The organism is Pantoea sp. B_9, assembly GCF_008632015.1.
Classification (GTDB): Bacteria; Pseudomonadota; Gammaproteobacteria; order Enterobacterales; family Enterobacteriaceae; genus Pantoea; species Pantoea dispersa.
Window position 1 is genome coordinate 788423 of sequence record NZ_VWVL01000001.1, and the last position, 24927, is coordinate 813349.

A 24927-nucleotide genomic window follows, 5' to 3' on the forward strand; every position below is an offset into this window, starting at 1 on the left:
GAGTGGCCGCCTTTCCTCTATCTTATGCCCTCTTGCCCTGTGCAACAGCACGTTATTCAACAGCCAGCAGAGCTGACACAACATCAAGACAGGAAAGATATTTTTATGGTTGATCAATCTAAAGCGGCGCCCATTGAGGCCGAACAGCCGGAAAAACTCCGGCGCAACCTGCATAACCGTCACATCCAGCTTATCGCCATCGGCGGTGCCATTGGCACCGGTCTGTTCATGGGCTCCGGTAAAACCATCAGCCTGGCGGGTCCGTCGATCATCTTCGTTTATATGATCATCGGTTTTATGCTGTTCTTTGTGATGCGCGCCATGGGTGAGCTGCTGCTCTCCAACCTTGAGTACAAATCCTTCAGCGACTTTGCCGCCGATCTGCTCGGGCCGTGGGCCGGTTATTTCACCGGCTGGACTTACTGGTTCTGCTGGGTGGTGACCGGCATCGCCGACGTGGTGGCGATCAGCGCTTATTTCCAGCTGTGGTTCCCGGACTTCTCGATCTGGATGAGCGCGCTGCTGTGCGTGTTTGTTTTCCTTGCCCTGAACATCGCCACGGTAAAACTGTTTGGCGAGATGGAGTTCTGGTTCGCCATTATCAAAATTGTCGCCATCGTGGCGTTAATCATCACCGGGATTGTGCTGGTCAGCCTGCACTACCCTTCGCCGAACGGGAGCCACGCGGCGCTGAGCAATATCTGGGATCACGGCGGCATGTTCCCGAAAGGGCTGAGCGGTTTCTTTGCCGGCTTCCAGATTGCGGTGTTTGCCTTTGTCGGCATTGAACTGGTGGGCACGGCGGCGGCGGAGACCAAAGATCCGCATAAAGTTCTGCCGCGCGCCATCAACGCGATCCCGCTGCGCATCATCATGTTCTACGTGCTGGCGCTGCTGGTGATCATGGCGGTGACGCCGTGGAACCAGGTCATGCCGGATCGCAGTCCGTTCGTTGAAATGTTTGTGCTGATTGGCCTGCCGGCCGCTGCCAGCATCGTTAACTTTGTGGTGCTGACCTCCGCAGCCTCCTCAGCCAACAGCGGCATCTTCTCCACCAGCCGCATGCTGTATGGCCTGGCGGAACAGGGCGTGGCGCATAAAGCGTTTGGCCGCCTTTCAGCGCGCGCGGTGCCGACCACCGGCCTGTTCTTCTCCTGCCTGTGTCTGCTGGCTGGCGTGGCGTTGATCTATCTGATTCCGGATGTGATGACGGTCTTCACCATGGTGACCACGGTCTCGGCGATTCTGTTTATGTTTGTCTGGACCATTATCCTGTGCAGCTACCTGGCCTACCGCAAACAGCATCCGCAGCGTCATGCGGCGTCACGCTTCAAAATGCCACTCGGCAAGCTGATGTGCTGGGTGTGCATGGCTTTCTTTGCCTTTGTGCTGGTGCTGCTGACACTGCAGGAAGATACGCGCCAGGCGCTGATGGTGACGCCACTGTGGTTTGTGGTGCTGACCATGGGCTGGCTGCTACGCCGGCGTAAAGCCTGATCCACCTAAACGAAAAGGCCCGGTTATCCGGGCCTTTTTCGTTATAAGCGTTCTGTGAATTTGTGCCACGCCTGCGCCAGCGACGGCCGCAGCGAATCTTCCCGCTGTGGTGCTGCTGCCGGCGCTGCGGCGGAACCGAGATTAAAGGTAAAGGTGTAATCCGGCTCTTCCCCCATGCGCAAATCCACAATCAGCGTATCGTTGCCCTGCTGGCGCATGGCATAAAATCCATGGCTGAACCACGCAACGCGTTCCGCGTGCCACTGGCCTTTAAACGGCGCAAAAAGCGCGGGATGGCGATCGTACCAGCGGATCTGTAAGGGACGATCGGGCGACAGTAGCGACCACCAGGCTTCCCCGTAGCGCTGCGGCGTGATAATCACCGTGCGCCACACCAGCGTATTAAACGCGGTGGGCGTCACCAGCAGTTGCTGCGGCTGCACGTCCTGCTGCGTCAGCTGGTGCTCAATATGCCGGGTAGCAATACTTTGCGCCACCATACTCCAGCCCAGGTACAGTGTGCTGATGAGCAATCCGGCCTGATTCCAGCGTAGCCCGCACGCATCCCGCCGCCACAGTGCGACGATCAGGGCGAACAGCAGCGGCAGCGTATAGAGCGGATCGATGATGAACATGCTGCCGATGGCGAACGGGTAATCGGTCAGCGGCAGCCCGAGCTGCGTGCCGTACACCGTGGTCAGGTCCAGCAGCGGATGCGTGATCAATGCCAGCCAGATGGCGAGGCACCAGGCTCGCCAGTGCTGCCGGCTGCGCGTCGCGCCAGCCACCAGCCAGCCAAATAACGGTGCCACCAGCGTCAGCCACAGCAGCGCGTGGCTCTCGGTGCGGTGCAGCGTCATGTTGCGGATGGCATCGCCGTGGTCGATAAACACGTCGAGGTCCGGCAGCGTGCCCGCGATCGCCCCCGCCAGCGCCGCCTGCCACAGCGGCACGCGTTTGCCCATTACGGCCACGGTCACCGCCGCGCCCAGCGTTAGTTGTGATAGCGAATCCATGCACTCTCCTGGTCAGCCTTCGGGATCAGCGCACGCGGATCCCTTCAATGATCATGCGCTGAACGTTATCCAGCGTCCGGGCAAAAAATTCCGCATCGTTTAGCGTCTGGCCGGTGATGGCTTCCACCTGAGACGCGAAATCAGCGTAGTGCTGCGTGGTCGCCCATAGCAGAAAGAACAGATGCTGCGGCTGCACGCCGGCAATACGCCCTTCGGCGATCCACTGTTCGATAATCGCCGCTTTGTCATCCACCAGCGCTTTTAAATCCCCCGCCAGCTCGCCCTTCAGCAGCGGCGCGCCCTGCAGCATCTCCAGACAGAACAGGCGCGATGCCTGCGGGTGGTCACGCGACACTTCCAGCTTGAGACGAATATAGTTGCGGATGGCCACCAGCGGATCCTGGTCATGACGCAGCGCACGCAGCGGCGCCAGCCACACATCAAGAATCTCTTTCAGTACCGCCACATACAGCACTTCTTTTGACGGATAGTAGTAAAGCAGGTTGGTTTTTGAGACGTCCGCGCGCTCAGCCACTTTATCCAGACTGGTGCCGTGAATGCCAAACTGCGAGAAGAAGGCCAATGCCGCTTCCAGAATAGCTGCCCGTTTCGCCGCAACGGCCCGCGATCGGCGTCCTGGCTTTTTTTCATCGCTTTTCACACTGTTACCTCTTCCATCCTGCGAAATCGCATCATAACAAACGCCCTGTTTCCTGCCTAATGCTGTGCCCTGCACCTTTTTCGCTCAGGTGACGCATGAAAAACGTGCAATTTGTTTTGACCAGATGGTCTGTTTTGGACCAGTCACTCAGGATTCACCACATCGCTAATTTTAACTGATTGTTATGTATCACTTTTAAAATTGTGGCACAGGCTTTGCAATTTTGTGATCGAGCGCCGCCCGCAGGATGCGTGCAGGAAGCAACGCAGCGCGTGAAGCAATCCATGTTCAATGCAGAGAGGTTTCACATGAAAATTGGCGTTTTCGTTCCGATTGGCAACAATGGCTGGCTCATCTCCACGCATGCCCCGCAATACAAGCCGACCTTTGAGCTCAACAAAGCGATTGTGCTCAAGGCTGAGCACTATCACTTCGACTTTGCCCTGTCGATGATTAAGCTGCGCGGCTTCGGCGGCAAAACCGAATTCTGGGACCACAACCTGGAGTCCTTCACCCTGATGGCCGGGCTGGCCGCGGTGACCTCACGCATTGAAATCTACGCCACCGCCGCCACCCTGACGCTGCCGCCTGCCATCGTGGCGCGCATGGCCGCCACCATCGACTCCATCTCGGGCGGCCGCTTCGGCGTCAATCTGGTGACCGGCTGGCAGAAGCCGGAGTATGAGCAGATGGGGCTGTGGCCGGGCGATGAATATTTTGCCAGCCGCTACAACTACCTGACGGAGTACGTCACGGTGCTGCGCGACCTGTGGGGCACTGGCCAGAGCGACTTCAAAGGTGAGTTCTTCACCATGAACGACTGTCGCGTCAGTCCGCAGCCGCAGAAGCCGATGAAGGTGATTTGCGCCGGGCAAAGTGATGCCGGCATGGCCTTTTCGGCGCAATACGCTGATTACAACTTCTGCTTCGGCAAGGGCGTCAATACCCCGACCGCCTTTGCACCCACCGCCGCACGCATGAAACAGGCCGCGGACAAAACCGCGCGCGACGTCGGTTCCTACGTGCTGTTTATGATTATCGCCGCCGAAAGCGACGAAGCCGCGCGCGCGAAATGGGAACACTACAAAGCCGGCGCAGACGAGGAAGCCCTCGCCTGGCTCACCACGCAGAGCCAGCAGGACACCAAATCCGGCAGCGACACCAATGTGCGCCAGATGGCCGATCCGACCTCTGCCGTCAACATCAATATGGGCACGCTGGTCGGCTCCTATGCCAGCGTGGCACGCATGCTGGATGAAGTGGCGCTGGTGGAGGGCACCGAAGGCGTGCTGCTGACCTTTGATGATTTCCTGCAGGGCATTGAAGATTTTGGTGAACGTATCCAGCCGCTGATGGCGTGTCGCCGCGCGCTGATTGACGCCCACAAGGAGGTTGCATAATGAATACCGTCGTTTGTGCCCACAGCACCAGCCAGCCTGCAGTGACTCTGCCGGCGCGCCCGGAAGCCATCGCCCTGCCACCGGCGCAAAGCGCGCTGATTGTGGTGGATATGCAGAACGCCTACGCCAGCCAGGGCGGCTATCTCGATCTGGCCGGGTTTGATGTCTCCGCCACGCAGCCGGTTATCGCCCGGATTCATCAGGCGGTCACCGCCGCCCGCGCGGCAGGGATGCAGATTATCTGGTTCCAGAACGGCTGGGATAATCAGTATGTCGAAGCCGGTGACGCCGGTTCGCCCAATTTCCATAAATCCAACGCGCTGAAAACCATGCGCCAGCGGCCGGAGCTGCACGGCACGCTGCTGGCAAAAGGCGGCTGGGATTATGCGCTGGTGGATGAGCTGGTACCGCAAGCGGGCGATATCGTGCTGCCCAAACCGCGCTACAGCGGCTTTTTCAACACGCCGCTCGACAGCATGCTGCGCAGCCGCGGTATTCGTCATCTGGTGTTTACCGGCATTGCCACCAACGTCTGTGTGGAATCGACGCTGCGCGACGGCTTTTTCCTCGAGTATTTCGGCGTGGTGCTGGCCGATGCCACCCATCAGGCCGGACCGTCGTTTGCTCAGCAGGCGGCGCTGTTCAACATTGAAACCTTTTTTGGCTGGGTCAGCGATACCGACACCTTCTGCGAGGCGCTGAAGTCGTAACCGCCGTTTCACTTGCACGCTTAATAATAAGGACTCTGAGTCATGCCTAAAACAGTGATTATTCCTCCCGGCACCACGACGCCGATCGCTCCGTTTGTACCCGGCACCTTAGCCGATGGCGTGGTGTACGTTTCCGGTACGCTGCCGTTCGATGCCGACAACAACGTGGTGCACGTCGGGGATGCGGCGGCGCAAACCCGCCACGTGCTGGAAACCATCCAAAAAGTGATCGAGACCGCCGGTGGCAGCCTGCAGGACGTCACTTTCAACTCGATTTTCATCACCGACTGGAGCAACTACGCGGCGGTAAACCAGGTATATGCCGACTATTTCCCCGGCGACAAACCGGCGCGCTTCTGTATTCAGTGCGGTCTGGTGAAACCCGATGCGCTGATTGAAATCGCCAGCGTGGCACACATTGGCCGGCAGGAGGCGTAATGCATCTGGACATTCAGGGATTAAGCGCGCCCGACGCGCCGACGCTGGTACTGTCGTCCGGGCTGGGCGGCGTGGCCGCTTTCTGGCAACCGCAGCTGGCGGCACTGACGCCGCACTATCGCGTGGTGACCTACGATCAGCGCGGCACCGGTCGCAGCCCCGATACGCTGCCGGAAGGTTACAGCATGGCGATGATGGCAGCGGAACTGGCCGACGCGCTGGCGGAGCACGGCATCGAACAGTATGACATCGTGGGCCATGCGCTTGGCGGGCTGATTGGCCTGCAGCTGGCACTCGATTATCCGCAGCGCGTGGGACGCGTGGTGGTGATTAACGGCTGGCTGGCGCTGGATGCCCACACCGAGCGCTGCTTCCAGGTGCGCCAGGATCTGCTGCTCAACGTTGGTGTTGAAGCGTTTGTGCGCGCGCAGCCGCTGTTTCTTTATCCGGCCGAATGGCTGGCACGCCATCAGTCGCGCATCAGCGCGGAGGATGTGCATCACGTGGCGCATTTCCAGGGCATGGAGAACCTGCTGCGGCGTCTGCACGCGCTGAAATCGGCCGATTTCCGTCCGCACGCCTCGCGAATCACCCAGCCGGTGCTGGCGATATGCAGTCAGGATGACCTGCTGGTGCCGTGGAGCTGCTCGCCGCAGCTGGCGCAGGCGCTGCCCAACGGCAGCCTGATTGAGATGCCGTGGGGCGGCCATGCCATGAGCGTGACCGATGCCGACAACTTTAATGCGCTGCTGCTGCGCTGGCTGGCGGACACCACCACGCCGGCTCGCCGCGCCAGCTAATCACGGAGCCGATGATGAGCGTACATGAACTGCCCCTGCTGCCCGAAGTGAGCCAGCAGGCTTTCCGCGATGCCATGTCCGGCCTGGGCGCGGCGGTCAATATCATCACAACCGACGGTCCAGCCGGACGCGCCGGTTTTACCGCCACCGCGGTGTGCAGCGTCAGTGATACGCCGCCGACGCTGCTGGTTTGCCTCAATCGCAACGCGTCGGTGTGGCCCCTCTTCCGCGATAACGGCGTGCTGTGCGTGAACACGCTGGCCGCCGGGCAGGAGTCATTGTCGACGCTGTTTGGCGGCAAAACCCCGATGACCGAACGTTTCGCCGCCGCCCGCTGGCACACGCAGCGCAGCGGCGCACCGCTGCTGCAGGGGGCGCTGATGGCGTTCGACTGCACCATCACGCAGGTCGTCAGCGTGGCGACACACGACATTCTGTTTTGCAACGTGATGGCGCTGGAGCGCCATGATGCCCAGCCCGGTCTGATGTGGTTTGACCGTCGCTACCATGCCCTTTCACGGCAGGACGCCCGCTAACGCCGCACCGTGCGGCCCGGTTCGACCACTACCCTGGAGAAGACGATGGCGAGTTCCTGGTTCCCCCGCTGGCAGAAAAAGTCAGCCATGAGCGATAACGGGCTGATTGCCCCCGACGAAACCCTGCCGCTCGGGCAGACGTTCGTGCTGGGCCTGCAGCATGCGGTAGCAATGTTTGGCGCAACGGTGCTGATGCCGCTGCTGATGGGGCTGGATCCCAACCTGGCGATTCTGGTTTCCGGTATCGGCACCCTGCTGTTCTTTGTCATTACCGGTGGTCGCGTGCCGAGTTATCTCGGATCGAGCGCCGCGTTTGTCGGCGTGGTGATCGCCATTACCGGCTTCAACGGTCAGGGGCTCAATCCCAACCTGGCGCTGGCGCTGGGCGGCGTTATTGCCTGCGGCGCGCTCTACACGCTGATTGGGCTGGTGGTGATGAAAGTGGGTACCGGCTGGATTGAACGGCTGATGCCACCGGTGGTAACCGGCGCGGTAGTGATGGCCATCGGCCTTAACCTGGCACCGATTGCGGTGCACAGCGTCTCCGCCTCGATGTTTGATAGCTGGATGGCGGTGATGACGGTGCTGTGCATCGGGCTGGTGGCGGTATTTACCCGCGGCATGGTGCAGCGGCTGCTGATTCTGGTCGGACTGATTGTCGCCTGGGCGCTGTACGCTCTGCTGACCAACGTGATGGGCTTCGGCAAGCCGGTGGATTTCAGCCGCGTGGCCAGCGCCGCGTGGTTTGGTCTGCCGCACACCACCGCGCCGGTATTTGATATGCAGGCAATCGTGATGATCGCACCGGTGGCGATTATTCTGGTGGCAGAGAACCTCGGCCATATTAAAGCGGTGGCGGGCATGACCGGGCGCAATCTCGATCCGTGGATGGGACGCGCGTTCGTCGGTGACGGCCTGGCAACCATGCTGTCCGGCTCCATCGGCGGCAGCGGCGTCACCACCTATGCCGAAAACATTGGCGTGATGGCGGTGACCAAAGTCTACTCCACGCTGGCGTTTGTCGCTGCGGCGCTGATTGCGCTGGTGCTGGGCTTTTCGCCTAAGTTCGGCGCGCTCATCCACACCATTCCCGGCCCGGTGATTGGCGGCGCTTCAATTGTGGTGTTTGGCTTAATCGCTGTGGCCGGCGCACGTATCTGGGTGCAAAACCGTGTCGATTTTAGCCAGAACAGCAATCTGATTATGGTGGCCACCACGCTGGTGCTCGGCGCCGGGGATTTTGCGCTGAAGATTGGCAGCTTTACCCTCGGCGGCATCGGCACGGCCACCTTCGGTGCCATCATCCTCAACGCAATTCTGCAGCGACGCGGTGCCGCGCTGACCCAGCCGGCGGCGCGCCCGCAGCCTTAAGGCTTCTGCGGTGCCTGCTCCGGCACCGCTTTTTTGCGCCGCAGGCGCAGTTCACTGACAATCACCCCGCAGACAATCAGTGCGCCGCCCAGCAGCGCCGCCGCCGGTAACCGTTCGCCGGCAATGCGTCCGACCACACCGGCCCACACCGGCTCGCCGGCATAAATCACCGTGGCGCGCGTCGGCGAGACGCTGCGCTGCGCCCAGTTCATGGTGACCTGAATCAGCGCGCTGGCCGCGCCGAGGCCCAGCGCGCTGAAAAGCAGCGGCGCCGATAGCGTGGGTAAAGATTCGCCGTTGGGCAGCATCAGCACGAAGGCGCAGGCCGAAGCCACCAGCAGCTGTACCAGCGTCACGCGGCGCACATCGACCTGTCCGGCGTAGCGACTGATAAGAATGATCTCGGCGGCAATGGCGAGGGTGCTGAGCAGCGTGGCGATCTCGCCGGCATTCAGCGTCAGGCTGCCATCCTGCGGACCCGCCACCAGCACCAGACCGGTGAACGCCAGCAAAATTCCCAGCCACGCCATCAGGCCCGGCGGCCGGCGCAGAAACAGCCACTGCAACAGCGGCACTACCGGCACGTAAAGTGCCGTCAGAAACGCCGACTGGCTGCTGGAAATGGTTTGCATACCCCAGGTTTGCAATCCGTAACCACCGGCAATCGCCACGCCAATCAGCGTACCAGCTTTGATTTCCAGCCAGGTAATGTGGCGCAAAGAGCGGCGAAAGAAAAAGGCCAGCAGCAGCGAGGCGGTAGCGAAACGCAGCCCGACAAAAAAGAACGGCCCCGAGTGCGCCATGGCGCGATGCACCACCAGAAAGGTGCCACCCCAGACCATAGTGATAAAAATAAGTACCAGCTCCTGACGCGTAATACGCAGGCTGAGGCGGGAAGTGGAAGCAGACATAACGCACCAGAATAGAGGACTGGCGCACATTTTTGCTGATTAGCCGGGCAAATTGCAATCATTGTAACCGCCGGGCGTACCCGGCGGCCGGGGATACCGTCACAGACGCACTATTTTTTCGCGCGGCTGCGTCCCCCCTTTTCACCTGCTTCGGCAGCACGCTGCGGATCATTTCTGAAATTCCCGCCGCTGTTTTTACCGCCTTTCCGACCCGCTTCCGCGGCCCTTTCGCGATCTTCCGCGAAGTTGCCTGATCCTCCACGATGTTGAGCCATCATTTCCTCCAGGTATTGAGCATAGGTGGTGAAGACATTTCACTGCGCTAACAGTGTCAGGTCAGGTGCGCACTATCTCGCCACACCCGCTTAAAGCATAGCCAATGGATGCGCACAATCAGGCACATATTCATACTTTGCAACAGATAAACCGCTTAGCATCGTTTTTATGGTGAGATATTCAGCTGAAAAACAAGCGGTTAGCGGCAGAAGTCGCAGCGCGATCTCCGTGACTGTTCAACGGCTGACCAGCATAGCGCGCAGCCTCTTCTATACTTCTTTCTGTTCCTTACACCACAGGATGAAAACACGATGGCAAAAATTCTGGTGCTTTATTACTCCATGTACGGACATATCGAAACCATGGCTAACGCGGTGGCGGACGGTGCGAAGAGCGTGAGCGGTGCCGAAGTCACCATTCTGCGCGTGCCGGAAAGTATGGATGCCGAACGGTTTGCTCAGGTCGGCGGGAAGGTTAATCAGCTGGCGGCGGAAGCCAAACCGGACGATCTGCCGCAGTACGATGCCATCATCGTCGGCACTCCGACGCGCTTCGGCAACATGTCCGGTCAGATGCGTAATTTCTGGGACCGCACCGGCGGCCTGTGGGCCTCTGGCGCGCTGTACGGCAAGATTGCCAGCGTGTTTGCGTCTACCGGCACTGGCGGCGGTCAGGAGCAGACTATCACCTCGGTGTGGACCACCCTGGCACATCACGGCATGGTGATTGTGCCCATCGGCTACGGCACCAAAGAGTTGTTTGATATTTCGCAGGTGCGTGGCGGTACGCCGTATGGCGCAACCACGCTGGCGGGCGGTGATGGATCGCGCCAGCCCTCGGCGGAAGAACTGGAAATTGCCCGTTATCAGGGCCAATACGTCGCCGGTCTGGCGGTAAAACTGAAAGGATAAATTCCCAACAGGAGAGAGTTATGGCAACAGAACAGTTTAAAGCTCACCACGTGGGCGAATGGGCGACCTTACGTCACACCTCACCGGAAATCGCTGAAGCAATTTTCGAAGTGGCGAATTATGACGAACGGCTTGCCGAAGAGATCTGGCGCCAGCAAGGCAGCGATGAGGTGTTATTCCGCGCGTTTGAGAAAACCGACCAGGACGTCCTGACGTGGGACGATAAGCCGGTCGAACGCAAAAACATCTGAAGCACAGGCGGGCATGTCCCGCCTTCTCATTTTTAGCCGTCAGGGAGCCTTTATGTCAGCCTATCAAAGCATTAATCCGGCCAATAATCAGCTGCTGAAAACCTGGCCATCACACGATGACAGCTACGCGCAGCAGGCGCTGCATACCGCCGATGCGCTCTACCATTCGCCGTGGAGCAAAGGCGATATTCAGCCGCGTCTGCAGGTGCTGCAGCGTCTGGCAGAGTTGATCGACCAGCGCAGCGAAGAGCTGGCCACCATCGCCAGCAAAGAGATGGGTAAGCTGATTGGCCAGAGTCGCGGCGAAGTGAAAATCTGCGCCAGCATCGCGCGCTATTATGCCGAACACGCGGCAAGGCTGTTGCAGGCACAGCCCTATCCCAGCGATGTCGGTGACGCATGGCTCGAATACCATCCGATTGGCGTAGTGGTGGCCGTCGAGCCGTGGAATTTTCCCTATTATCAGCTGATGCGCGTGCTGGCACCGAATCTGGCACTGGGCAATCCGGTGCTGGCGAAACATGCCAACATTGTGCCGCACTGCGCCGACGTGTTTGAAAAGCTGGTGCTGGAAGCCGGTGCGCCGCAGGGCGCGTGGACCAATCTGTTTATCTCTAACCAGCAGGTGGCCGATCTGATTGCCGATCCGCGCGTGCAGGGTGTGGCGCTCACCGGTTCAGAGCGCGCTGGCAGCGCGGTGGCTGAGCAGGCCGGTAAGCACCTGAAAAAATCCACGCTGGAGCTGGGTGGTAACGATGTGTTTGTGGTGCTGGACGATGCCGACATTGATGAAGCGGTGCGCCAGGGGGCGCAGGCCCGGCTCAGCAACTGCGGTCAGGTGTGTACCGCGGCCAAGCGCTTTATTCTGCATGAAAAGATTGCCGAAAGCTTTATGGCTAAGTTTAGCGCGGCGCTGCAATCCGCTACGCCCGGCGATCCGTTAGATGAAAAAACCACGCTGGGGCCGCTGTCGTCACAGGATGCACGTGACCGGCTGGTGAAACAGGTGGACGAGGCGGTGGCGCATGGCGCACGCGTGGAGTGCGGTGGACGCGTAATCGACGGCGTCGGCTGCTACTACCAGCCAACCATCCTGACCGGCCTGACGCCGGATAACCCGGCTTATTATCAGGAGTTTTTCGGCCCGGTGGCGCAGGTGTATGTGGTGGCGGACGACCGTGCTGCCGTGGCGCTGGCCAACGACTCACACTACGGTTTGGGCGGTTCCGTGTGGACGCGGGACATTGCGCGCGGGCGCAACATGGCTTCGCAGATTGAGACCGGCATGGTGTTTATCAATTCGCAGAGCGATACCGCGGCTGAGCTGCCGTTCGGCGGCGTGAAGCGTTCCGGCTATGGCCGTGAACTGTCCGATCTCGGGCTGAAGGAGTTTGCTAACCAGAAACTGGTCGTGGTAGCCGGTTAAACGGCATGAAACCACCGTTGAACTGAACGGTGGTTTTATTCGATTGACTGCGGTGCGCGTCAATGCGCAGCCGGTAACAACACAGCAGGGTCGCCGTGCATGGCGACCCTGCTGGCGTTTTAGTTGCTGGCTGCTGCCTGCTGTTGCGCGGGTTTAGCGTCCGCCTCCGGCTTCGCCGGCGCTGCCTCAGCCTGCGCTTTCTGCGCCGCTGCAGCATCGGCTTTCGCCTTCTCCTCTGCGGCCTTCTGAGCGCTGGCCTTCTCAGCTTTGGCTTTGTCGTCCGCCGCTTTTTGCGCCGCGGCCTTGTCCGCCTTCACTTTTTCCTCGGCGGCTTTGGCGTCAGCAGCTTTCTGCGCTGCAGCTTTATCAGCCGCGGCTTTGTCAGCTGCCGCTTTATCCGCGCTGGCCTGATCCGCTTTGGCCTGTGCGTCATCGCTGGCTGCCGGCGCGGCAGCAGGCTGTGCGGCCGGTGCCGGTGCGGCTGGCTGCAGCGGTGTACCCTGCAGCGCGTTGTTCAGCGCGCTGGTGAACTGATCCCAGCTGCAGTAGCCGTTGGCGTCAGTGTCACACCCCGCCAGTTGCAGCGTAACGCGCTTCGGTGGGTTCTTCAGGCTCAGCACATCGGCATTACGCAGCTGATCCGCCGTCTGATAGACATACTCCACTTTCAGCAGGTCTTTATTGCTCTTTGCATCGTGCCAGCGTTCAAACACCACCTGGCCGCCAATCGGGGTTTTCTCGTCGTTACCCGGCAGCTCGTACGGCTTAACCTGCAGCGCGCTCAGCAATGACGCGATATTCGAATCGTGTCCGACCATCAGCGTGACTTTTGGCGCGGTGGCTTTATCCTGATCGACCAATTGACTGCGGATGTAATCCACCAGCGGGGCGGCAACGTCACGCGCCACTTCCGGCGCGGTAAACAGCGCATCCTGATAGCCATTCTTGATCGCCGCCAGCTCTTTCCACTGCTCAGGCGTTTTGATTTGTCCCCAGGCAACCTGATCCGCCGGGAAACCTTCGTAATATTGCAGCGTAAAGGCGTCGACCAGCGAGTTACCCACTTTCAGCGGGCCATTGACGCCGGGCTCTTTGCCGTTTTCCGCGCTAAAGGTGTTGTCGCCGCTGCTCAGGTCGCACTGTTTCTTGCCGTTACAGGCCGGGGCTGATTTGTAATCGACGATTTTTTCCAGCCGCTGGAAGGCCGGCTTCAGCGCCAGCTTCTCATTAGCTGCGGTCATCGCCGCCAGCGCTTTCTTGTTAAACGCTTCGCTGCCATCGGTGATTACCGGATTGAAGATCGGGTCCATAGTGCCCATCGCATCCTGATGGGTGACAGCGATATCGCAGCCCGGGAAAGCACCGGTGACGAAATACTGCGCCGTCGCGACGGTGCGCTGCAGGCTGTTGGCATAGACAAAAATGTTGCTGCTGTCCGGACAGGTGCCGTTCTGTACCAGCCCCTGCTGAGCCAGCCACTGACGGATGTAGTTACCCATGTAGACTTCCAGCACGCCGCCTTTGGTGGTCAGCTCACCGCCGGGCACATCCCATTGCGGCCAGCTTTTTTTCGTCGCCTGCTCCAGCACGCTGCCGTTGTTGGCCAGCGGGGCACGCAGGTTGTGACGACTCAGCATCAGGACCTGCTGCAGTTGCATGTCGCCATCCGCGGCGTAAGCGCTCATACCCATCGGCAGCGCCGCGATCACTGACAGCGCGCAAAGACTCAGTTTCTTGATCATTGTGCCTATTCCATAATTCATCAGGGAAACACTCTGGCATTCAAGCGATTAGCTCGCCAAAGAGCGAATTACCGCACAGTGTAACCCAGCTTGCCTGAGAAAATCGCCAGATGTTTGCAAAAACCGTGCATCGACTATAGCAGTAAACGCGCTGGCCGTCGGGTTACGGCAGCAGATTGAAAAGCTTCAGGATGTTTTTCAGAAGGATGGAAAGCAGAAAAGCGAAAAGCCCGCATCGCTGCGGGCTTCTCTTATATGGCGGAGGAACAGAGATTCGAACTCTGGGATGGTTTCCCATCGGCGGTTTTCAAGACCGCTGCCTTAAGCCACTCGGCCATCCCTCCTGAAATCTTTTTGTCACCTCACACTGCGAGAGTGTGAAGTGGCGGAGGAGGAGAGATTCGAACTCTCGGATGGTTTCCCATCGGCGGTTTTCAAGACCGCTGCCTTAAGCCGCTCGGCCACCCCTCCGCAATGAGGCGCACTATAAACATCCCCCCGAACGATGTAAAGCATCCAGTGATTCGTTCGCCTGAAAAACAGTCAAAAATGATTTTTTTGCCGTCTTAATCGTCATTCTGCTCAGGGAAACAGCAATTTATCGCGTAAAGATGGGTAAAACGCCTTTTCTGTCCTCTGACCGTTGCGTATTCTCAGGCCATATTTGGTGTTCTCTCTCTAACAGGAGCGCATGATGGACAGAATAATTAGCTCGTCACAGCAGCAGTCGCTACTCAGCACCCATAAAGTGCTGCGCAATACTTATTTCTTACTTGGCCTGACGCTGGCGTTTTCCGCCGTCACCGCCACGCTCAGCACCGTCTACGCCCTGCCCTCGCCGGGACTGATTCTGATGCTGGTGGGCTTTTACGGGCTGATGTTTCTGACCTATCGCCTGGCGAACAGCCCGGCGGGTATTCTGGCCGCGTTTGCCTTTACCGGCTTCCTCGGTTACTGCCTCGGTCCGATTCTCAGCTCGTTCCTCACCGCCGGTATGGGTGATGTTATCGCCATGGCGCTGGGCGGTACCGCGCTGGTGTTCTTCTGCTGTTCCGCCTATGTCCTGACCACGCGTCGCGACATGTCTTTCCTCGGCGGCATGATGATGGCCGGCTTTGTGGTGCTGCTGGTGGCCGTGGTTGCCAATATCTTCCTGCAGCTGCCCGCGCTGCACCTGGCGATCAGCGCCCTGTTTATTCTGTTCTCTGCCGGTGCCATTTTGTGGGAAACCAGCAACATCATTCAGGGCGGTGAAACCAACTACATTCGCGCCACCGTCAGCCTGTATGTCTCGCTGTACAACATCTTTGTCAGCCTGCTGAGCCTGCTGGGCTTTGCCAACCGCGACTAAGACGTAAAGCACGCACCGTTAAACCCCGCTCCGGCGGGGTTTTTGCTTTTTATCCGCCGCCGCCTTTACAATGGGCGCGCTGACGATATGAGGAAACAACGTGATTTTTGCCGGTAAAGAGATTGCCACTGACGCGGAAGGCTATCTGAAAAATAGCGCCGACTGGAGTGAAGCGCTGGCGCAGGCCATCGCCCAGCAGGAAGCGATTGAGATGAGTGAAGCGCACTGGGAAGTGGTGCACTTTGTGCGTGATTTTTATCAGCAGTTTAATACGTCGCCGGCGGTGCGCATGCTGGTCAAAGCCATGGCGCAAAAATATGGCGAAGAGAAAGGCAACAGCCGCTATCTGTTTCGCCTGTTCCCGGAAGGTCCGGCCAAACAGGCCACAAAAATCGCCGGCCTGCCAAAACCGGCGAAGTGTCTGTGATCACCCGGTAGTAAACCGCGTCGGCCGCTCCGCCAGCTGATGCGGCTCCACCAGCACCTTATCGACCCGGGCACTGGGCGGTCCGCCCGCCTTCAGCCATGCAATCAGTGACTCCACCTGCTGTGCTTCTCCCGCCGCCAGCACCTCCACGCTGCCATCGGCCAGATTATGCGCATAGCCGGTGACGCCCAGCGCGTTCGCCTGCGCCTGGGTGTAATAACGGAAGCCCACGCCCTGCACCCTGCCGTGTACCCAGATTTTATAACCTGTCGTCGCCATGGCGATCTCCCCTTTGTGCGTTGCATTTTGCCGCCATCCACCGGAAAATGGCGCCTCATTTTTTCAGGTAAGCATAGCAAACATGACCGTTCGATTGATTCTCGCTAAGGGACGTGAAAAATCCCTGCTCCGCCGCCATCCGTGGGTGTTCTCCGGGGCCGTTGCCCGTATGGAAGGTAAAGCCCAGTCGGGTGAAACCATTGATATCTGTGACAGCAACGGCAAATGGCTGGCCCGCGCCGCCTACTCTCCTCAGTCACAAATTCGCGCGCGCGTCTGGAGCTGGCAACAGGATGAGTCAATCGACATCGCCTTCTTTGTGCGCACGCTGCAAAAAGCCCAGCAGTGGCGCGACTGGCTGGCACAGCGCGACGGGCTGGACAGCTATCGCCTGATTGCCGGCGAGTCCGATGGATTGCCGGGCGTCACGATTGATCGCTTCGGTAATTTCCTGGTGCTGCAACTGCTGTCGGCCGGGGCGGAGTATCAGCGCCCGGCTCTCGTCTCGGCGCTGCAGCAGTGCTATCCCGACTGTGCCATCTACGACCGTTCTGACGTGGCAGTGCGCAAGAAAGAGGGACTGGAGCTGGCGCAGGGTCCGGTAAGCGGTGAACTGCCGCCTGCGCTGCTGCCGATAACCGAGCACGGCATGCAGCTGCTGGTGGATATTCAGGGCGGTCACAAAACCGGTTATTACCTCGATCAGCGCGACAGCCGTTTTGCCACCCGTCGTTATGCGGAAAATGCCCGCGTGCTTAACTGCTTCTCCTACACCGGCGGCTTTGCGGTCTCTGCTCTGCTCGGCGGCTGCCGGGAAGTGATCAGCGTGGATACCTCGCAGGATGCGCTTGACGTGGCAAAACAGAACGTGGCGCTTAACGGGCTGGATGTCTCACGCGCGCAGTTCCTGCGTGACGATGTGTTCAAACTGCTGCGTCGCTACCGCGACAGCGGCGAGAAGTTCGACATGATCGTTATGGATCCGCCGAAATTCGTCGAAAATAAAAACCAGCTGATGGGCGCCTGCCGCGGCTATAAAGACATCAACATGCTGGCGATGCAGCTGCTGAATCCGGGCGGCATTCTGCTGACTTTCTCCTGTTCCGGGCTGATGGCCACCGAGCTGTTCCAGAAAATTATCGCCGATGCCGCTGTTGATGCCGGTCGTGATGTACAATTTATAGAGCAGTTCCGTCAGGCAGCCGACCATCCGGTGATCGCCAGCTATCCTGAAGGGCTTTATCTGAAAGGCTTTGCCTGTCGCGTGCTGTGACTTGAAAACGCTGTCCCTGCCCCCATATCGGTGGCAGGGCAAAGTTTTGGGAGGTCACAATGATTGCCAGTAAATTTGGAATTGGACAGCAGGTCCGGCACCGTCTCTCCGGGGTGCTCGGCGTGATTGTGGATGTCGACCCGGAGTATTCGCTGGACGATCCGCAACTGGATGAGGTCGGCGCGACGGAATCGCTGCGTGCGGCCCCCTGGTATCACGTAGTGATGGAAGATGAGGAAGGCGAACAGGTGCATACCTATATCGCTGAGATTCAGCTGGCCGGCGAAACCTCGTTCGAACATCCGGAACAGCCCTCCATGGATGAGCTGGCCGCTTCGATCCGCCAGCAGCTGCAGGCACCCAGCCTGCGGCATTAACGGTACGGCGACGCCGCGTCGCCGTTTGTCTTTACCGCGTTACGCCCAGCCGCGGGATTTCTATCTTCGGGCAGCGATCCATCACCACCGTCAGCCCGGCATCACGCGCCAGCACCGCCGCCTGCTCATTAATCACGCCCAGCTGCAGCCACAGAGTTTTGGCGCCGATAGCAATCGCTTCCTGCGCCACGCCCCATGCCGCTTCGGAATTGCGGAACACATCCACCATGTCGATCTTGCCCGGGATCTCCGTCAGCGTGCCATACACGGTCTGGCCCAGCAGCTGCTGTCCCGCCAGCTTCGGGCTCACCGGCACCACGTCATAACCCTGATCGAGCAGGTATTTCATTACGCCATAGCTGGCACGCTCAGTGCGATCGCTGGCACCGACCAGCGCGATGCGTTTGGTTTGCGTCAGGACATCGCGAATCGTTTGATCGTTCATGTTTTTCTCCTTGTTCACTCGCCTGAGTGTAGATGCCATTGCGCGCTAAAGTGCAAGCGCAGCGCACGAAAAGTTTGCGCGGCGACACGAATAAATATGTTAAAATGTAAATTAACTGCCATAATGTAATAATTTGCTACACATCGCCCTTTTTCCCCTGTTCCGGGAGTTGAAATGAAGCTGTCTCTGGCTGTTACGGGTTTGCTGTTGCTGCTCGTATCGGCAACCTGCCATGCCATCACCCTGAAGCTCGATCCGCAGATCGACCTGCTGGTGCTGGATGGGCGCAAAATCTCAGGTTCGCTGCTGAAAGGCGCGGACAGCCTTGAGCTGGAGCGCGGTCAGCATCAGTTTCTGTTTCGCGTGGATAAACCCTGCGCCGATGCCACTCACTTCCGCTCAGAACTGATGATCGTCACCTTCACCGCCGACGCCCATTCCGTAGCGATTCGCCTGCCGGCGCTGAATAACCGCCGCGAACGCAGCCTGTTTGATAAATCGTTAAATTTTCAGCTGATTGATGAGCGTGGTAATGAAATAGCCAGCATTCGCGATCGGTTGCCGGGTGAGAGCAGCGGCAATGTTGAACAGGCGATGCTCAATTACAACCGTACGGCGCAGGCGGCCAGCGTGCCGCGCTTTGCGCTGCAGGCGGCCAGCGTACCGGACGCCAGTCTCAGTCTGGATATGGTATGGCAGGACGCCAGTAATTTGCCCGCGCTGCAACGCTGGCTGCAGCGTGTTGATGCCGCCACGCGGCAGCGTTTTATCAGTTGGGTGAAAACCCTACGCGCAAGTTGATAGCAGCTGAACGCCAGGGGTAAACTCGTGCCTTCACTACGTTTGCACGCGCCGAAACAGGAAGCCCCATGGAGCAGACCGTTCGTACCCTGAAAGTTCAGAAACACATCGCCCTCGTTGCCCACGACCACTGTAAAGCCTCGCTGCTGGACTGGGTGAAAATCAATCAAAATGCGCTGCAACCTCACGTGCTATACGCCACCGGCACCACCGGCAACCTGATCAATCGTCACACCGGACTGGATGTGAATGCCATGCTCAGCGGGCCGATGGGCGGCGATCAGCAGGTCGGCGCGCTGATTGCTGAAGGTAAAATTGATGTGCTGTTCTTCTTCTGGGATCCGCTCAATGCAGTACCCCACGATCCGGACGTCAAAGCGCTGCTGCGCCTCGCCACCGTATGGAATATCCCGGTGGCGACCAACCGCGCCACCGCGGATTTCATTATCCATTCGCCGATGTTTGCCAGCGAAGTGACCATCCAGATCCCCGATTATCAGCGCTACCTGACGGAACGCCTGAAAGCCTGATGGCTCAGGCCTTCCGGCTCTGCGCAACGCCCAGTTCGCGCAGGTGTTCGACAAACACGGAAGGCCGCTCTTTATCAAACATCAGCCACACCTGCTGACGCGCGCGCGTGATGGCCACGTAGGCCAGGCGCCGCTCTTCGGCATGCGGAAAATCCTCCGGCTGCGGTAGCAGTCCCTCTTCCATGATCGACTCGCGCGCCTGCGCCGGGAAACCGTCACGCCCTTCGTGCAGCCCCAGCACGATGACAAAACCCGCCTGCTGACCTTTACTGGCGTGGATGGTCATGAAGTCGATACGCAGTTTCGGCCAGCGGGTTTTGGCTTTATCCAGCATGGCCGGACGCAGATGATGGTAACGCGCCAGCAGCAGTACGCGCTCGTCCGGCTTCGCGTAACCGCTCAGCTTGTCGAGCAGCGCTTCCAGTTGCTCCTGCGGCAGCAGCGTAATGGATTTCTTGTTCCCTTTGCTCAGGCTGTTGAGCGGCTTGCGCAGCTGATGCGGATTCTGCTGCACAAAGCGGTTGGCAACGTCACCGATGCGATCGTTGAAGCGGTAGGTGGTATCCAGCACGCAGCGGTCGCCTTCGCCAAAATAGTGATGAAACGCGGTGGTCAGGCTCATCTCCGCGCCGCTAAAGCGATAGATCGCCTGCCAGTCATCGCCGACCGCAAACAAACTGGTGCGCTTATTTTGCTGCCGCAGCGCGCTGAGCAGCGCCGCCCGCTGCGGAGAAATATCCTGGAATTCATCCACCAGAATGTGCTTCCACGGGCTGATAAAGCGGCCCTTCTCCAGTACAGCGATTGCCTGGTGGATCAGCCCGGAGAAATCCACCGCGCCCTCGGCTTTCAGTGCGCTTTTCCATGCTTTCAGCAGCGGCGCCATCAGCCTGACGCGCTTCGTGAAATTGTCGCGCAGCGGCTCTGGCACATCAGCAATCATCGCCGCCTGCGCGCCGCCGTGCATGCGCATCAGGCCGAGCCAGCGCTCCAGCCGCACGGCAAGACGCTGCGCCAGTTTGTCATCCTGCCAGAACGGACCTTCCGGCACGTCCCACGCCAGCTCTTCCTGCAACCACTGTCGCCAGCCGCTGGCCTGCGCTTTTTTGCTGTTGCACTGCTCGCGCCAGTTTTCGATCAGCAACTGACGTCGCGCGCTGCTGTCACTTTCCAGCCGGCTAATGACCGGCTGCTTATTGCTGCCTTCACGAATGATGTGCAGCGCCAGCGCGTGGAACGTACGCGCCTGAATCGCGCTCTCACCCAGCCGCGTCTGGATCCGATCGTTCATCTCTTCCGCCGCCTGGCGACCAAAAGCCAGCAGCAGAATTTGCTCCGGCTGCGCCAGTTTGCGCTGTAACAGCCAGCCGGCGCGCGCCACCAGCACCGAGGTTTTACCGCTGCCCGCGCCAGCCAGCACCAGCAGCGCGTCTTCACCGTTGACCACCGCCTCACACTGCGATGGATTGAGCGGCGTGGTTTCAACGGTGGAGAAGAAGGCGTGATTATCGCTGATCACCCGCGCGCTCCACTCGCGGTTGCGCTGCCGAATTGCGCTCTCGCCCTGCTCAAGCCACTGCTGGCAAAAGCGCCACAGCGTGCGGCAGTTATCAAACTCCTCAAGCCGTGCCAGCGGCAGCGGTAAGGCGGAAAACTGGCGCGTGATGGTCTCTTTTACCGCAGCCAGCTCGCTGCGCTTCAGCCAGCGATCCTGGCCGGTAAACGCGACGATCTCCTGCTGCAGCGCACTCAGCACCTGCGCGCTGATTTCGCTCATCTCGAGGCTCCACTGCTGCCACGCCTGCTGCAGGTAATGGTAAAAACGCTGGGTTTCCTGCCACTCGGTGCCGTGCAACCGCACCACTTTCTCTTCCGGTAACAAGAACTCCAGCTCGCCCCACACCAGGCCGCGTTTACAGGTGATACCAATTAGCTGATTAAACGGGATCAGGTACTCGTGGCGATCGCCGCTGACTTCCACACCGGCAGCCAGCAGTCGCACCCGGTTATAGGGATGCTGTGCCAGCCGTTTGCCCATGGATGTTGCTTTTAGTTCCATCTCCGCACCGTCATGTGGAATTCAATTATCGCGCAGTTTACCTGTCAGACCCTTAGCGCTCCAGCCTTAAAACACGCTAAACTGGGCGACACATATTGCGGATTGCAAAAGGAAAATCGCGTTATGCGCACCGTGCTTAATATTCTGAATTTTGTTCTTGGCGGCTTTATCACCACCCTCGGCTGGCTGCTGGCCACGCTGATCAGCATCGTGCTGATCTTTACCCTGCCGCTGACCCGCTCCTGCTGGGAGATCACCAAACTGTCCCTGCTGCCGTTTGGCAACGAAGCGGTTCACGTTGACGTGCTGCGCCCGGAGAGTAAAAGCCACGTGCTGAACGCTGGCGGCACCTTCCTCAACCTGTTCTGGCTGATTTTCTTTGGCTGGTGGCTGTGCCTGATGCACATTTCGACCGGCATCCTGCAGTGTCTGAGCATCATCGGTATTCCGACCGGCATTGCCCACTTCAAAATCGCCGCTATCGCGCTGTGGCCGGTAGGTCGTCGCGTGGTGTCAGTGGAAGAAGCGCAGGCGGCGCGTGACGCCAACGCGCGGCGCCGCTACTGAGGCTGAAGATGATGCCTGACGCTATGCCCGGCTGGCGCCGTTATCTGTTCAACAGCAGCCTGCGCTACCTGCTGCGCATCTTCTTCGCGCTGGCCGGCTGTGCCGCCGTTCCCTGGTGGCTGCAGCAGATTGAGTGGACCATCCCGCTGACGCTCGGCGTCGTGGCGGCGGCGCTGGCCGATCTTGACGATCGCTGGACCGGCCGCGTGCGCAACCTGCTCATCACGCTGGTGTGCTTCTGCATTGCCTCGGTCTCGGTCGAGCTGCTGTTTCCGCACCCGTGGCTATTTGCTATCGGTCTGGCGCTCTCCAGCTGGGGATTTATTCTACTGGGCGCGCTGGGGCAGCGCTACGCCACCATTGCGTTTGGTGCCCTGCTGATCGCGGTGTACACCATGCTGGGCATTGGCCTGTTTCCGCAGTGGTGGATGCAGCCGGCGCTGCTGCTGATTGGCGCGCTGTGGTACAACCTGCTGACCTTTATCGGCCACCTGATGTTCCCGGTGCGCCCGGTGCAGGAGCAGCTGGCCGCCAGCTTTTCCCAGCTGGCGCGCTATCTGGAAGCCAAGGCCAATCTGTTTGATCCCGACGGCGGTGAGCAGGATGACGCGGCGCTGATCGCCACCGCGATGGTCAATAGCCAGCTGGTGGCGCAGCTCAACCTGACAAAAACCACCATTCAGAGCCGTTTACGCGGCGACCGCGGCTCGCGCAGCACGCGGCGCAGCCTGCATTACTATTTTGTGGCGCAGGATATTCACGAGCGCGCCAGCTCGTCGCATCTGCAATATCACCTGCTGCGCGATGACTGGCGCTACAACGAGGTGCTGTTTCGCTTTCAGCGACTGCTGAACATGCAGGCGCAGGCCTGTCGCCAGCTGGCAGAGAATATCGTGCTGCGCCAGCCGTGGCACCACGATAGCCATTTTGCGCGCAGCTTTGAACGGCTTGAGACCGCCCTGCAGCGCCTGCAACATAACGATCCGCAGGCGACGCACATTCGTCCGCTGTTCTGGTTGCTGCGCAACTTACGCGCCATTGATGCGCAGCTGGCGTCGATCGAATCAGAGCAGCGGCTGGCAGAACCGCTGACGCAGAGCGATCACCATCTGTCGCGCGAAGACTTGAGTGGCTGGGCGGATATCCGTCTGCGCCTCAGTCGCCATCTGAGTCCGACCTCGGCGTTGTTCCGCCACGCGGTGCGCATGTCGCTGGTGCTGTGCGTGGGGTACGCCTTCATTCAGCTTACCGGCCTGCATCGCGGCTACTGGATCCTGCTGACCAGCCTGTTTGTCTGCCAGCCTAACTACAACGCCACACGGCGGCGGCTGGCGCTGCGTATTGGCGGAACCCTGGCCGGTATTGCGATTGGCCTGCCGGTGCTGTGGCTGGTGCCCTCTATTGAGGGCCAGTTAGTTTTGATTGTGCTGAGCGGCGTGCTGTTTTTTGCCTTCCGCCAGATTCAGTACGCGCAGGCGACGCTGTTCATCACCCTGCTGGTGCTGCTGTGCTTCAATCTGCTGGGTGAAGGCTTTGATGTCGCCCTGCCACGCGTGGTGGATACCTTACTCGGCTGTGGTCTGGCCTGGCTGGCGGTGGCGTTTGTCTGGCCTGACTGGCGTTTCCGTCAGCTGACGACGGTTGCCGATCGCACGCTGAATGCCAACTGTCGTTATCTTGATGCCATCCTGGAACAGTATCATCAGGGTAAAGATAACCGTCTCGCCTACCGCGTGGCGCGCCGTGACGCGCATAACGCCGATGCGGAACTGGCGTCCGTGGTGTCCAATATCAGCGGCGAACTGAAGCAACAGCCGCCGCTGCGCGAGAATGCGTTCCGTCTGATGTGCCTCAACCACTCGTTTCTCAGCTACATCTCGGCGCTGGGCGCGCACCGGGAGCGGCTGACGCAGGGCGAACTGCTGACGCTTTTAGATGACGCGGTATGCTTCGTCGAGGATGTGCTGCAGATTGATCGCGTCAGCGAAGCGCAGGCGGAAACGATGCAGCAGACACTGATGCAGCGCCTGAGCGCGCTGAAAACCAGTGAGGAGGCGCAGGCACCGCTGGTGTTGCAGCAGCTGGGGCTACTGATTGCGCTGCTGCCGGAAATTGCCCGCCTGCGCCGCACCCTCGCTGCCGCTTAAGGCAACAGGCGCTCTGCCGCGGCGTGCTGGCGGAGCGTTTCCTGATACCAGGCGCTCAACTCTTCACGTACCGCCGCCGGCAAAGCGGCCTGGTGATGGCCGGAAATGGCGCCTTCCAGTGCCAGCAGCGTTTTCAGGCCGATATCTTTATTCACCGCCCGCAGCTTCAGCCAGCTCTGACGCGAGCCCATTTCATACAGCAAGCGAACAGAATTGATCCCGACTTTGTGCAGCATCAGCTCCATGCGCAGGCTGAGATTGGGCAGATCTTTCAGCCTGAGCAAGACAAGTCTGTTCGCCGCCTCGGCGCGCGCCGCAGACAGCGAACTGGCCGATAAGCGCAGCAGCTGATCGGCGTCCTGCCAGAGCTGTTTATCCACTTTGTAGTAGCTGAGCGTCACCGGCATGCCGCGCTTGCGGTATATCAACGGTTCCAGCGGGCGCTGTGCGGCATAGTGCTGTAGCGCCTCGCTGGCGCGCAGATAGAGCGCATCCTCATTGATGTAAGCAAACACCACCTTTTCGACCGCCAGCGCGTAACCACCAAACTGGGTGCGCGATTCAATTTTTCCCAATGCCGCTAACTGGGCTTTGGACTGCTCAACCACCGGATTATTTTTCTTCATAACGTCCCCTTTTCCTCATTCCTTGCGCGGGAAATTTCCTATAAAAAGCTCAGAGATTCATCTGGTTAGAAGATAGAAAAAACGATTTAGCTGTTCAAT

The 24927-nt window shown here is 59.4% G+C and carries 27 protein-coding genes and 2 tRNA genes; 18 read left to right on the forward strand and 11 right to left on the reverse strand.

All coding sequences use genetic code 11. From position 1 onward, the window contains the following. Positions 1-105 precede the first annotated feature (105 nt). A complete protein-coding gene (gene cycA / locus F3I21_RS03810) occupies positions 106-1497 on the forward strand; it encodes a D-serine/D-alanine/glycine transporter (protein ID WP_021508281.1) in 1392 nt (463 codons plus the stop codon). Between the two features lie 41 nt (positions 1498-1538). Here the strand turns inward: cycA and F3I21_RS03815 are convergent, their stop codons facing one another. After that, on the reverse strand, positions 1539-2513 hold the full coding sequence (locus F3I21_RS03815; RefSeq protein ID WP_150058353.1) for a metal-dependent hydrolase: 975 nt from the start codon (positions 2511-2513) through the stop codon (positions 1539-1541). 25 nt (positions 2514-2538) lie between these two features. After that, complete coding sequence (gene rutR, locus F3I21_RS03820; protein ID WP_127833900.1) at positions 2539-3174, reverse strand: HTH-type transcriptional regulator RutR; 636 nt, start codon at positions 3172-3174, stop codon at positions 2539-2541. 308 nt (positions 3175-3482) lie between these two features. Here rutR and rutA point away from each other — a divergent pair, with 308 nt between their 5' ends. From rutA to rutG, 6 genes are read left to right on the forward strand one after another with little or no spacing between them, the layout of a single operon-like run. Beyond that, positions 3483-4574: a pyrimidine utilization protein A gene (rutA, locus tag F3I21_RS03825; RefSeq protein WP_150058355.1), complete on the forward strand. Its 1092-nt coding sequence runs from the start codon at positions 3483-3485 to the stop codon at positions 4572-4574. Beyond that, positions 4574-5284, forward strand: coding sequence for a pyrimidine utilization protein B (rutB, locus tag F3I21_RS03830; RefSeq protein ID WP_058769585.1), 711 nt, complete (start codon positions 4574-4576; stop codon positions 5282-5284). The genes rutA and rutB overlap by 1 nt, the downstream gene beginning before the upstream one ends. A gap of 42 nt (positions 5285-5326) precedes the next feature. After that, positions 5327-5722 (forward strand): pyrimidine utilization protein C, encoded by a 396-nt coding sequence (rutC, locus tag F3I21_RS03835; protein WP_150058357.1) that lies wholly within the window; start codon positions 5327-5329, stop codon positions 5720-5722. Beyond that, complete coding sequence (rutD, locus tag F3I21_RS03840) at positions 5722-6522, forward strand: pyrimidine utilization protein D (protein WP_150058359.1); 801 nt, start codon at positions 5722-5724, stop codon at positions 6520-6522. The genes rutC and rutD overlap by 1 nt, the downstream gene beginning before the upstream one ends. A gap of 14 nt (positions 6523-6536) precedes the next feature. Next, the gene (gene rutF / locus F3I21_RS03845) at positions 6537-7058 is read left to right on the forward strand and encodes an NADH-dependent FMN reductase RutF (protein WP_058769583.1); all 522 of its coding nucleotides are present in this window, start codon (positions 6537-6539) and stop codon (positions 7056-7058) included. A gap of 45 nt (positions 7059-7103) precedes the next feature. Further along, a complete protein-coding gene (gene rutG / locus F3I21_RS03850) occupies positions 7104-8429 on the forward strand; it encodes a pyrimidine utilization transport protein G (protein ID WP_150058361.1) in 1326 nt (441 codons plus the stop codon). Here rutG and F3I21_RS03855 read toward each other — a convergent pair. Then, positions 8426-9340: a DMT family transporter gene (locus F3I21_RS03855; protein ID WP_150058363.1), complete on the reverse strand. Its 915-nt coding sequence runs from the start codon at positions 9338-9340 to the stop codon at positions 8426-8428. The genes rutG and F3I21_RS03855 overlap by 4 nt on opposite strands. Positions 9341-9450: 110 nt before the next feature. Next, a complete protein-coding gene (locus F3I21_RS03860; RefSeq protein WP_010616548.1) occupies positions 9451-9615 on the reverse strand; it encodes a general stress protein in 165 nt (54 codons plus the stop codon). Positions 9616-9927: 312 nt separating this feature from the next. Between F3I21_RS03860 and wrbA the strand changes: the two genes are divergently transcribed. Genes wrbA through F3I21_RS03875 form a run of 3 tightly spaced genes read left to right on the forward strand, consistent with a single transcriptional unit; the run spans position 9928 to position 12204 of the window. Further along, positions 9928-10527 (forward strand): NAD(P)H:quinone oxidoreductase, encoded by a 600-nt coding sequence (gene wrbA / locus F3I21_RS03865; protein ID WP_150058365.1) that lies wholly within the window; start codon positions 9928-9930, stop codon positions 10525-10527. A 20-nt stretch (positions 10528-10547) separates the two neighbouring features. Continuing rightward, entirely contained in the window at positions 10548-10778 is a 231-nt protein-coding gene (locus tag F3I21_RS03870) for a YccJ family protein (protein ID WP_021508292.1), read from the forward strand. A 52-nt stretch (positions 10779-10830) separates the two neighbouring features. Next, entirely contained in the window at positions 10831-12204 is a 1374-nt protein-coding gene (locus F3I21_RS03875; RefSeq protein WP_150058366.1) for an NAD-dependent succinate-semialdehyde dehydrogenase, read from the forward strand. Positions 12205-12323: 119 nt separating this feature from the next. Here F3I21_RS03875 and agp read toward each other — a convergent pair whose 3' ends face one another. From agp to F3I21_RS03890, 3 genes are all read right to left on the reverse strand, one after another. Further along, positions 12324-13946, reverse strand: a complete 1623-nt coding sequence (gene agp, locus F3I21_RS03880; protein WP_190286068.1) for a bifunctional glucose-1-phosphatase/inositol phosphatase — start codon at positions 13944-13946, stop codon at positions 12324-12326. A gap of 256 nt (positions 13947-14202) precedes the next feature. Then, positions 14203-14290 (reverse strand) — tRNA-Ser (locus tag F3I21_RS03885). Positions 14291-14329: 39 nt separating this feature from the next. Further along, positions 14330-14417: transfer RNA gene (locus tag F3I21_RS03890), tRNA-Ser, on the reverse strand. A gap of 223 nt (positions 14418-14640) precedes the next feature. Between F3I21_RS03890 and yccA the strand changes: the two genes are divergently transcribed. Both yccA and tusE read left to right on the forward strand, forming a co-directional pair. Then, a complete protein-coding gene (gene yccA / locus F3I21_RS03895) occupies positions 14641-15297 on the forward strand; it encodes an FtsH protease modulator YccA (protein WP_021508295.1) in 657 nt (218 codons plus the stop codon). 100 nt (positions 15298-15397) lie between these two features. Next, positions 15398-15724: a sulfurtransferase TusE gene (gene tusE / locus F3I21_RS03900; RefSeq protein WP_010616552.1), complete on the forward strand. Its 327-nt coding sequence runs from the start codon at positions 15398-15400 to the stop codon at positions 15722-15724. Here tusE and yccX read toward each other — a convergent pair whose 3' ends face one another. Next, complete coding sequence (gene yccX / locus F3I21_RS03905) at positions 15725-16003, reverse strand: acylphosphatase (RefSeq protein WP_058769579.1); 279 nt, start codon at positions 16001-16003, stop codon at positions 15725-15727. Positions 16004-16085: 82 nt separating this feature from the next. Between yccX and rlmI the strand changes: the two genes are divergently transcribed. Next, complete coding sequence (rlmI, locus tag F3I21_RS03910) at positions 16086-17276, forward strand: 23S rRNA (cytosine(1962)-C(5))-methyltransferase RlmI (RefSeq protein ID WP_031279846.1); 1191 nt, start codon at positions 16086-16088, stop codon at positions 17274-17276. Positions 17277-17335: 59 nt separating this feature from the next. Further along, a complete protein-coding gene (gene hspQ, locus F3I21_RS03915) occupies positions 17336-17653 on the forward strand; it encodes a heat shock protein HspQ (protein ID WP_021508298.1) in 318 nt (105 codons plus the stop codon). Between the two features lie 31 nt (positions 17654-17684). Here the strand turns inward: hspQ and F3I21_RS03920 are convergent, their stop codons facing one another. Then, positions 17685-18098 carry a CoA-binding protein gene (locus tag F3I21_RS03920; RefSeq protein WP_150058368.1) on the reverse strand — a complete coding sequence of 138 codons (414 nt, stop codon included), beginning with the start codon at positions 18096-18098 and terminating at the stop codon, positions 17685-17687. 174 nt (positions 18099-18272) lie between these two features. Between F3I21_RS03920 and F3I21_RS03925 the strand changes: the two genes are divergently transcribed. Together F3I21_RS03925 and F3I21_RS03930 are read left to right on the forward strand one after the other, a co-directional pair. Beyond that, positions 18273-18899: a DUF2057 family protein gene (locus F3I21_RS03925; protein ID WP_150058369.1), complete on the forward strand. Its 627-nt coding sequence runs from the start codon at positions 18273-18275 to the stop codon at positions 18897-18899. Positions 18900-18967: 68 nt separating this feature from the next. Continuing rightward, positions 18968-19429 carry a methylglyoxal synthase gene (locus F3I21_RS03930; RefSeq protein ID WP_021508301.1) on the forward strand — a complete coding sequence of 154 codons (462 nt, stop codon included), beginning with the start codon at positions 18968-18970 and terminating at the stop codon, positions 19427-19429. A 4-nt stretch (positions 19430-19433) separates the two neighbouring features. Here the strand turns inward: F3I21_RS03930 and helD are convergent, their stop codons facing one another. Further along, complete coding sequence (gene helD / locus F3I21_RS03935) at positions 19434-21488, reverse strand: DNA helicase IV (protein ID WP_150058370.1); 2055 nt, start codon at positions 21486-21488, stop codon at positions 19434-19436. A gap of 123 nt (positions 21489-21611) precedes the next feature. Between helD and F3I21_RS03940 the strand changes: the two genes are divergently transcribed. Both F3I21_RS03940 and yccS read left to right on the forward strand, forming a co-directional pair. After that, entirely contained in the window at positions 21612-22055 is a 444-nt protein-coding gene (locus tag F3I21_RS03940) for a YccF domain-containing protein (RefSeq protein ID WP_059008932.1), read from the forward strand. An 8-nt stretch (positions 22056-22063) separates the two neighbouring features. Next, a complete protein-coding gene (gene yccS / locus F3I21_RS03945) occupies positions 22064-24202 on the forward strand; it encodes a YccS family putative transporter (protein ID WP_150058371.1) in 2139 nt (712 codons plus the stop codon). Here yccS and F3I21_RS03950 read toward each other — a convergent pair. After that, a complete protein-coding gene (locus F3I21_RS03950) occupies positions 24199-24828 on the reverse strand; it encodes a TfoX/Sxy family DNA transformation protein (protein ID WP_058759726.1) in 630 nt (209 codons plus the stop codon). The genes yccS and F3I21_RS03950 overlap by 4 nt on opposite strands. Positions 24829-24927 lie beyond the last annotated feature (99 nt).

Bases quoted from the DNA above. Each gene is read 5' to 3' on its own strand.
- cycA (WP_021508281.1), top strand. From the start codon at position 106: ATGGTTGATCAATCTAAAGCGGCGCCCATTGAGGCCGAACAGCCGGAA.
- F3I21_RS03815 (WP_150058353.1), bottom strand. From the start codon at position 2,513: ATGGATTCGCTATCACAACTAACGCTGGGCGCGGCGGTGACCGTGGCC.
- rutA (WP_150058355.1), top strand. From the start codon at position 3,483: ATGAAAATTGGCGTTTTCGTTCCGATTGGCAACAATGGCTGGCTCATC.
- rutB (WP_058769585.1), top strand. From the start codon at position 4,574: ATGAATACCGTCGTTTGTGCCCACAGCACCAGCCAGCCTGCAGTGACT.
- rutC (WP_150058357.1), top strand. From the start codon at position 5,327: ATGCCTAAAACAGTGATTATTCCTCCCGGCACCACGACGCCGATCGCT.
- rutD (WP_150058359.1), top strand. From the start codon at position 5,722: ATGCATCTGGACATTCAGGGATTAAGCGCGCCCGACGCGCCGACGCTG.
- rutF (WP_058769583.1), top strand. From the start codon at position 6,537: ATGAGCGTACATGAACTGCCCCTGCTGCCCGAAGTGAGCCAGCAGGCT.
- rutG (WP_150058361.1), top strand. From the start codon at position 7,104: ATGGCGAGTTCCTGGTTCCCCCGCTGGCAGAAAAAGTCAGCCATGAGC.
- F3I21_RS03855 (WP_150058363.1), bottom strand. From the start codon at position 9,340: ATGTCTGCTTCCACTTCCCGCCTCAGCCTGCGTATTACGCGTCAGGAG.
- F3I21_RS03860 (WP_010616548.1), bottom strand. From the start codon at position 9,615: ATGGCTCAACATCGTGGAGGATCAGGCAACTTCGCGGAAGATCGCGAA.
- wrbA (WP_150058365.1), top strand. From the start codon at position 9,928: ATGGCAAAAATTCTGGTGCTTTATTACTCCATGTACGGACATATCGAA.
- F3I21_RS03870 (WP_021508292.1), top strand. From the start codon at position 10,548: ATGGCAACAGAACAGTTTAAAGCTCACCACGTGGGCGAATGGGCGACC.
- F3I21_RS03875 (WP_150058366.1), top strand. From the start codon at position 10,831: ATGTCAGCCTATCAAAGCATTAATCCGGCCAATAATCAGCTGCTGAAA.
- agp (WP_190286068.1), bottom strand. From the start codon at position 13,946: ATGATCAAGAAACTGAGTCTTTGCGCGCTGTCAGTGATCGCGGCGCTG.
- yccA (WP_021508295.1), top strand. From the start codon at position 14,641: ATGGACAGAATAATTAGCTCGTCACAGCAGCAGTCGCTACTCAGCACC.
- yccX (WP_058769579.1), bottom strand. From the start codon at position 16,003: ATGGCGACGACAGGTTATAAAATCTGGGTACACGGCAGGGTGCAGGGC.
- rlmI (WP_031279846.1), top strand. From the start codon at position 16,086: ATGACCGTTCGATTGATTCTCGCTAAGGGACGTGAAAAATCCCTGCTC.
- hspQ (WP_021508298.1), top strand. From the start codon at position 17,336: ATGATTGCCAGTAAATTTGGAATTGGACAGCAGGTCCGGCACCGTCTC.
- F3I21_RS03920 (WP_150058368.1), bottom strand. From the start codon at position 18,098: ATGAACGATCAAACGATTCGCGATGTCCTGACGCAAACCAAACGCATC.
- F3I21_RS03925 (WP_150058369.1), top strand. From the start codon at position 18,273: ATGAAGCTGTCTCTGGCTGTTACGGGTTTGCTGTTGCTGCTCGTATCG.
- F3I21_RS03930 (WP_021508301.1), top strand. From the start codon at position 18,968: ATGGAGCAGACCGTTCGTACCCTGAAAGTTCAGAAACACATCGCCCTC.
- helD (WP_150058370.1), bottom strand. From the start codon at position 21,488: ATGGAACTAAAAGCAACATCCATGGGCAAACGGCTGGCACAGCATCCC.
- F3I21_RS03940 (WP_059008932.1), top strand. From the start codon at position 21,612: ATGCGCACCGTGCTTAATATTCTGAATTTTGTTCTTGGCGGCTTTATC.
- yccS (WP_150058371.1), top strand. From the start codon at position 22,064: ATGATGCCTGACGCTATGCCCGGCTGGCGCCGTTATCTGTTCAACAGC.
- F3I21_RS03950 (WP_058759726.1), bottom strand. From the start codon at position 24,828: ATGAAGAAAAATAATCCGGTGGTTGAGCAGTCCAAAGCCCAGTTAGCG.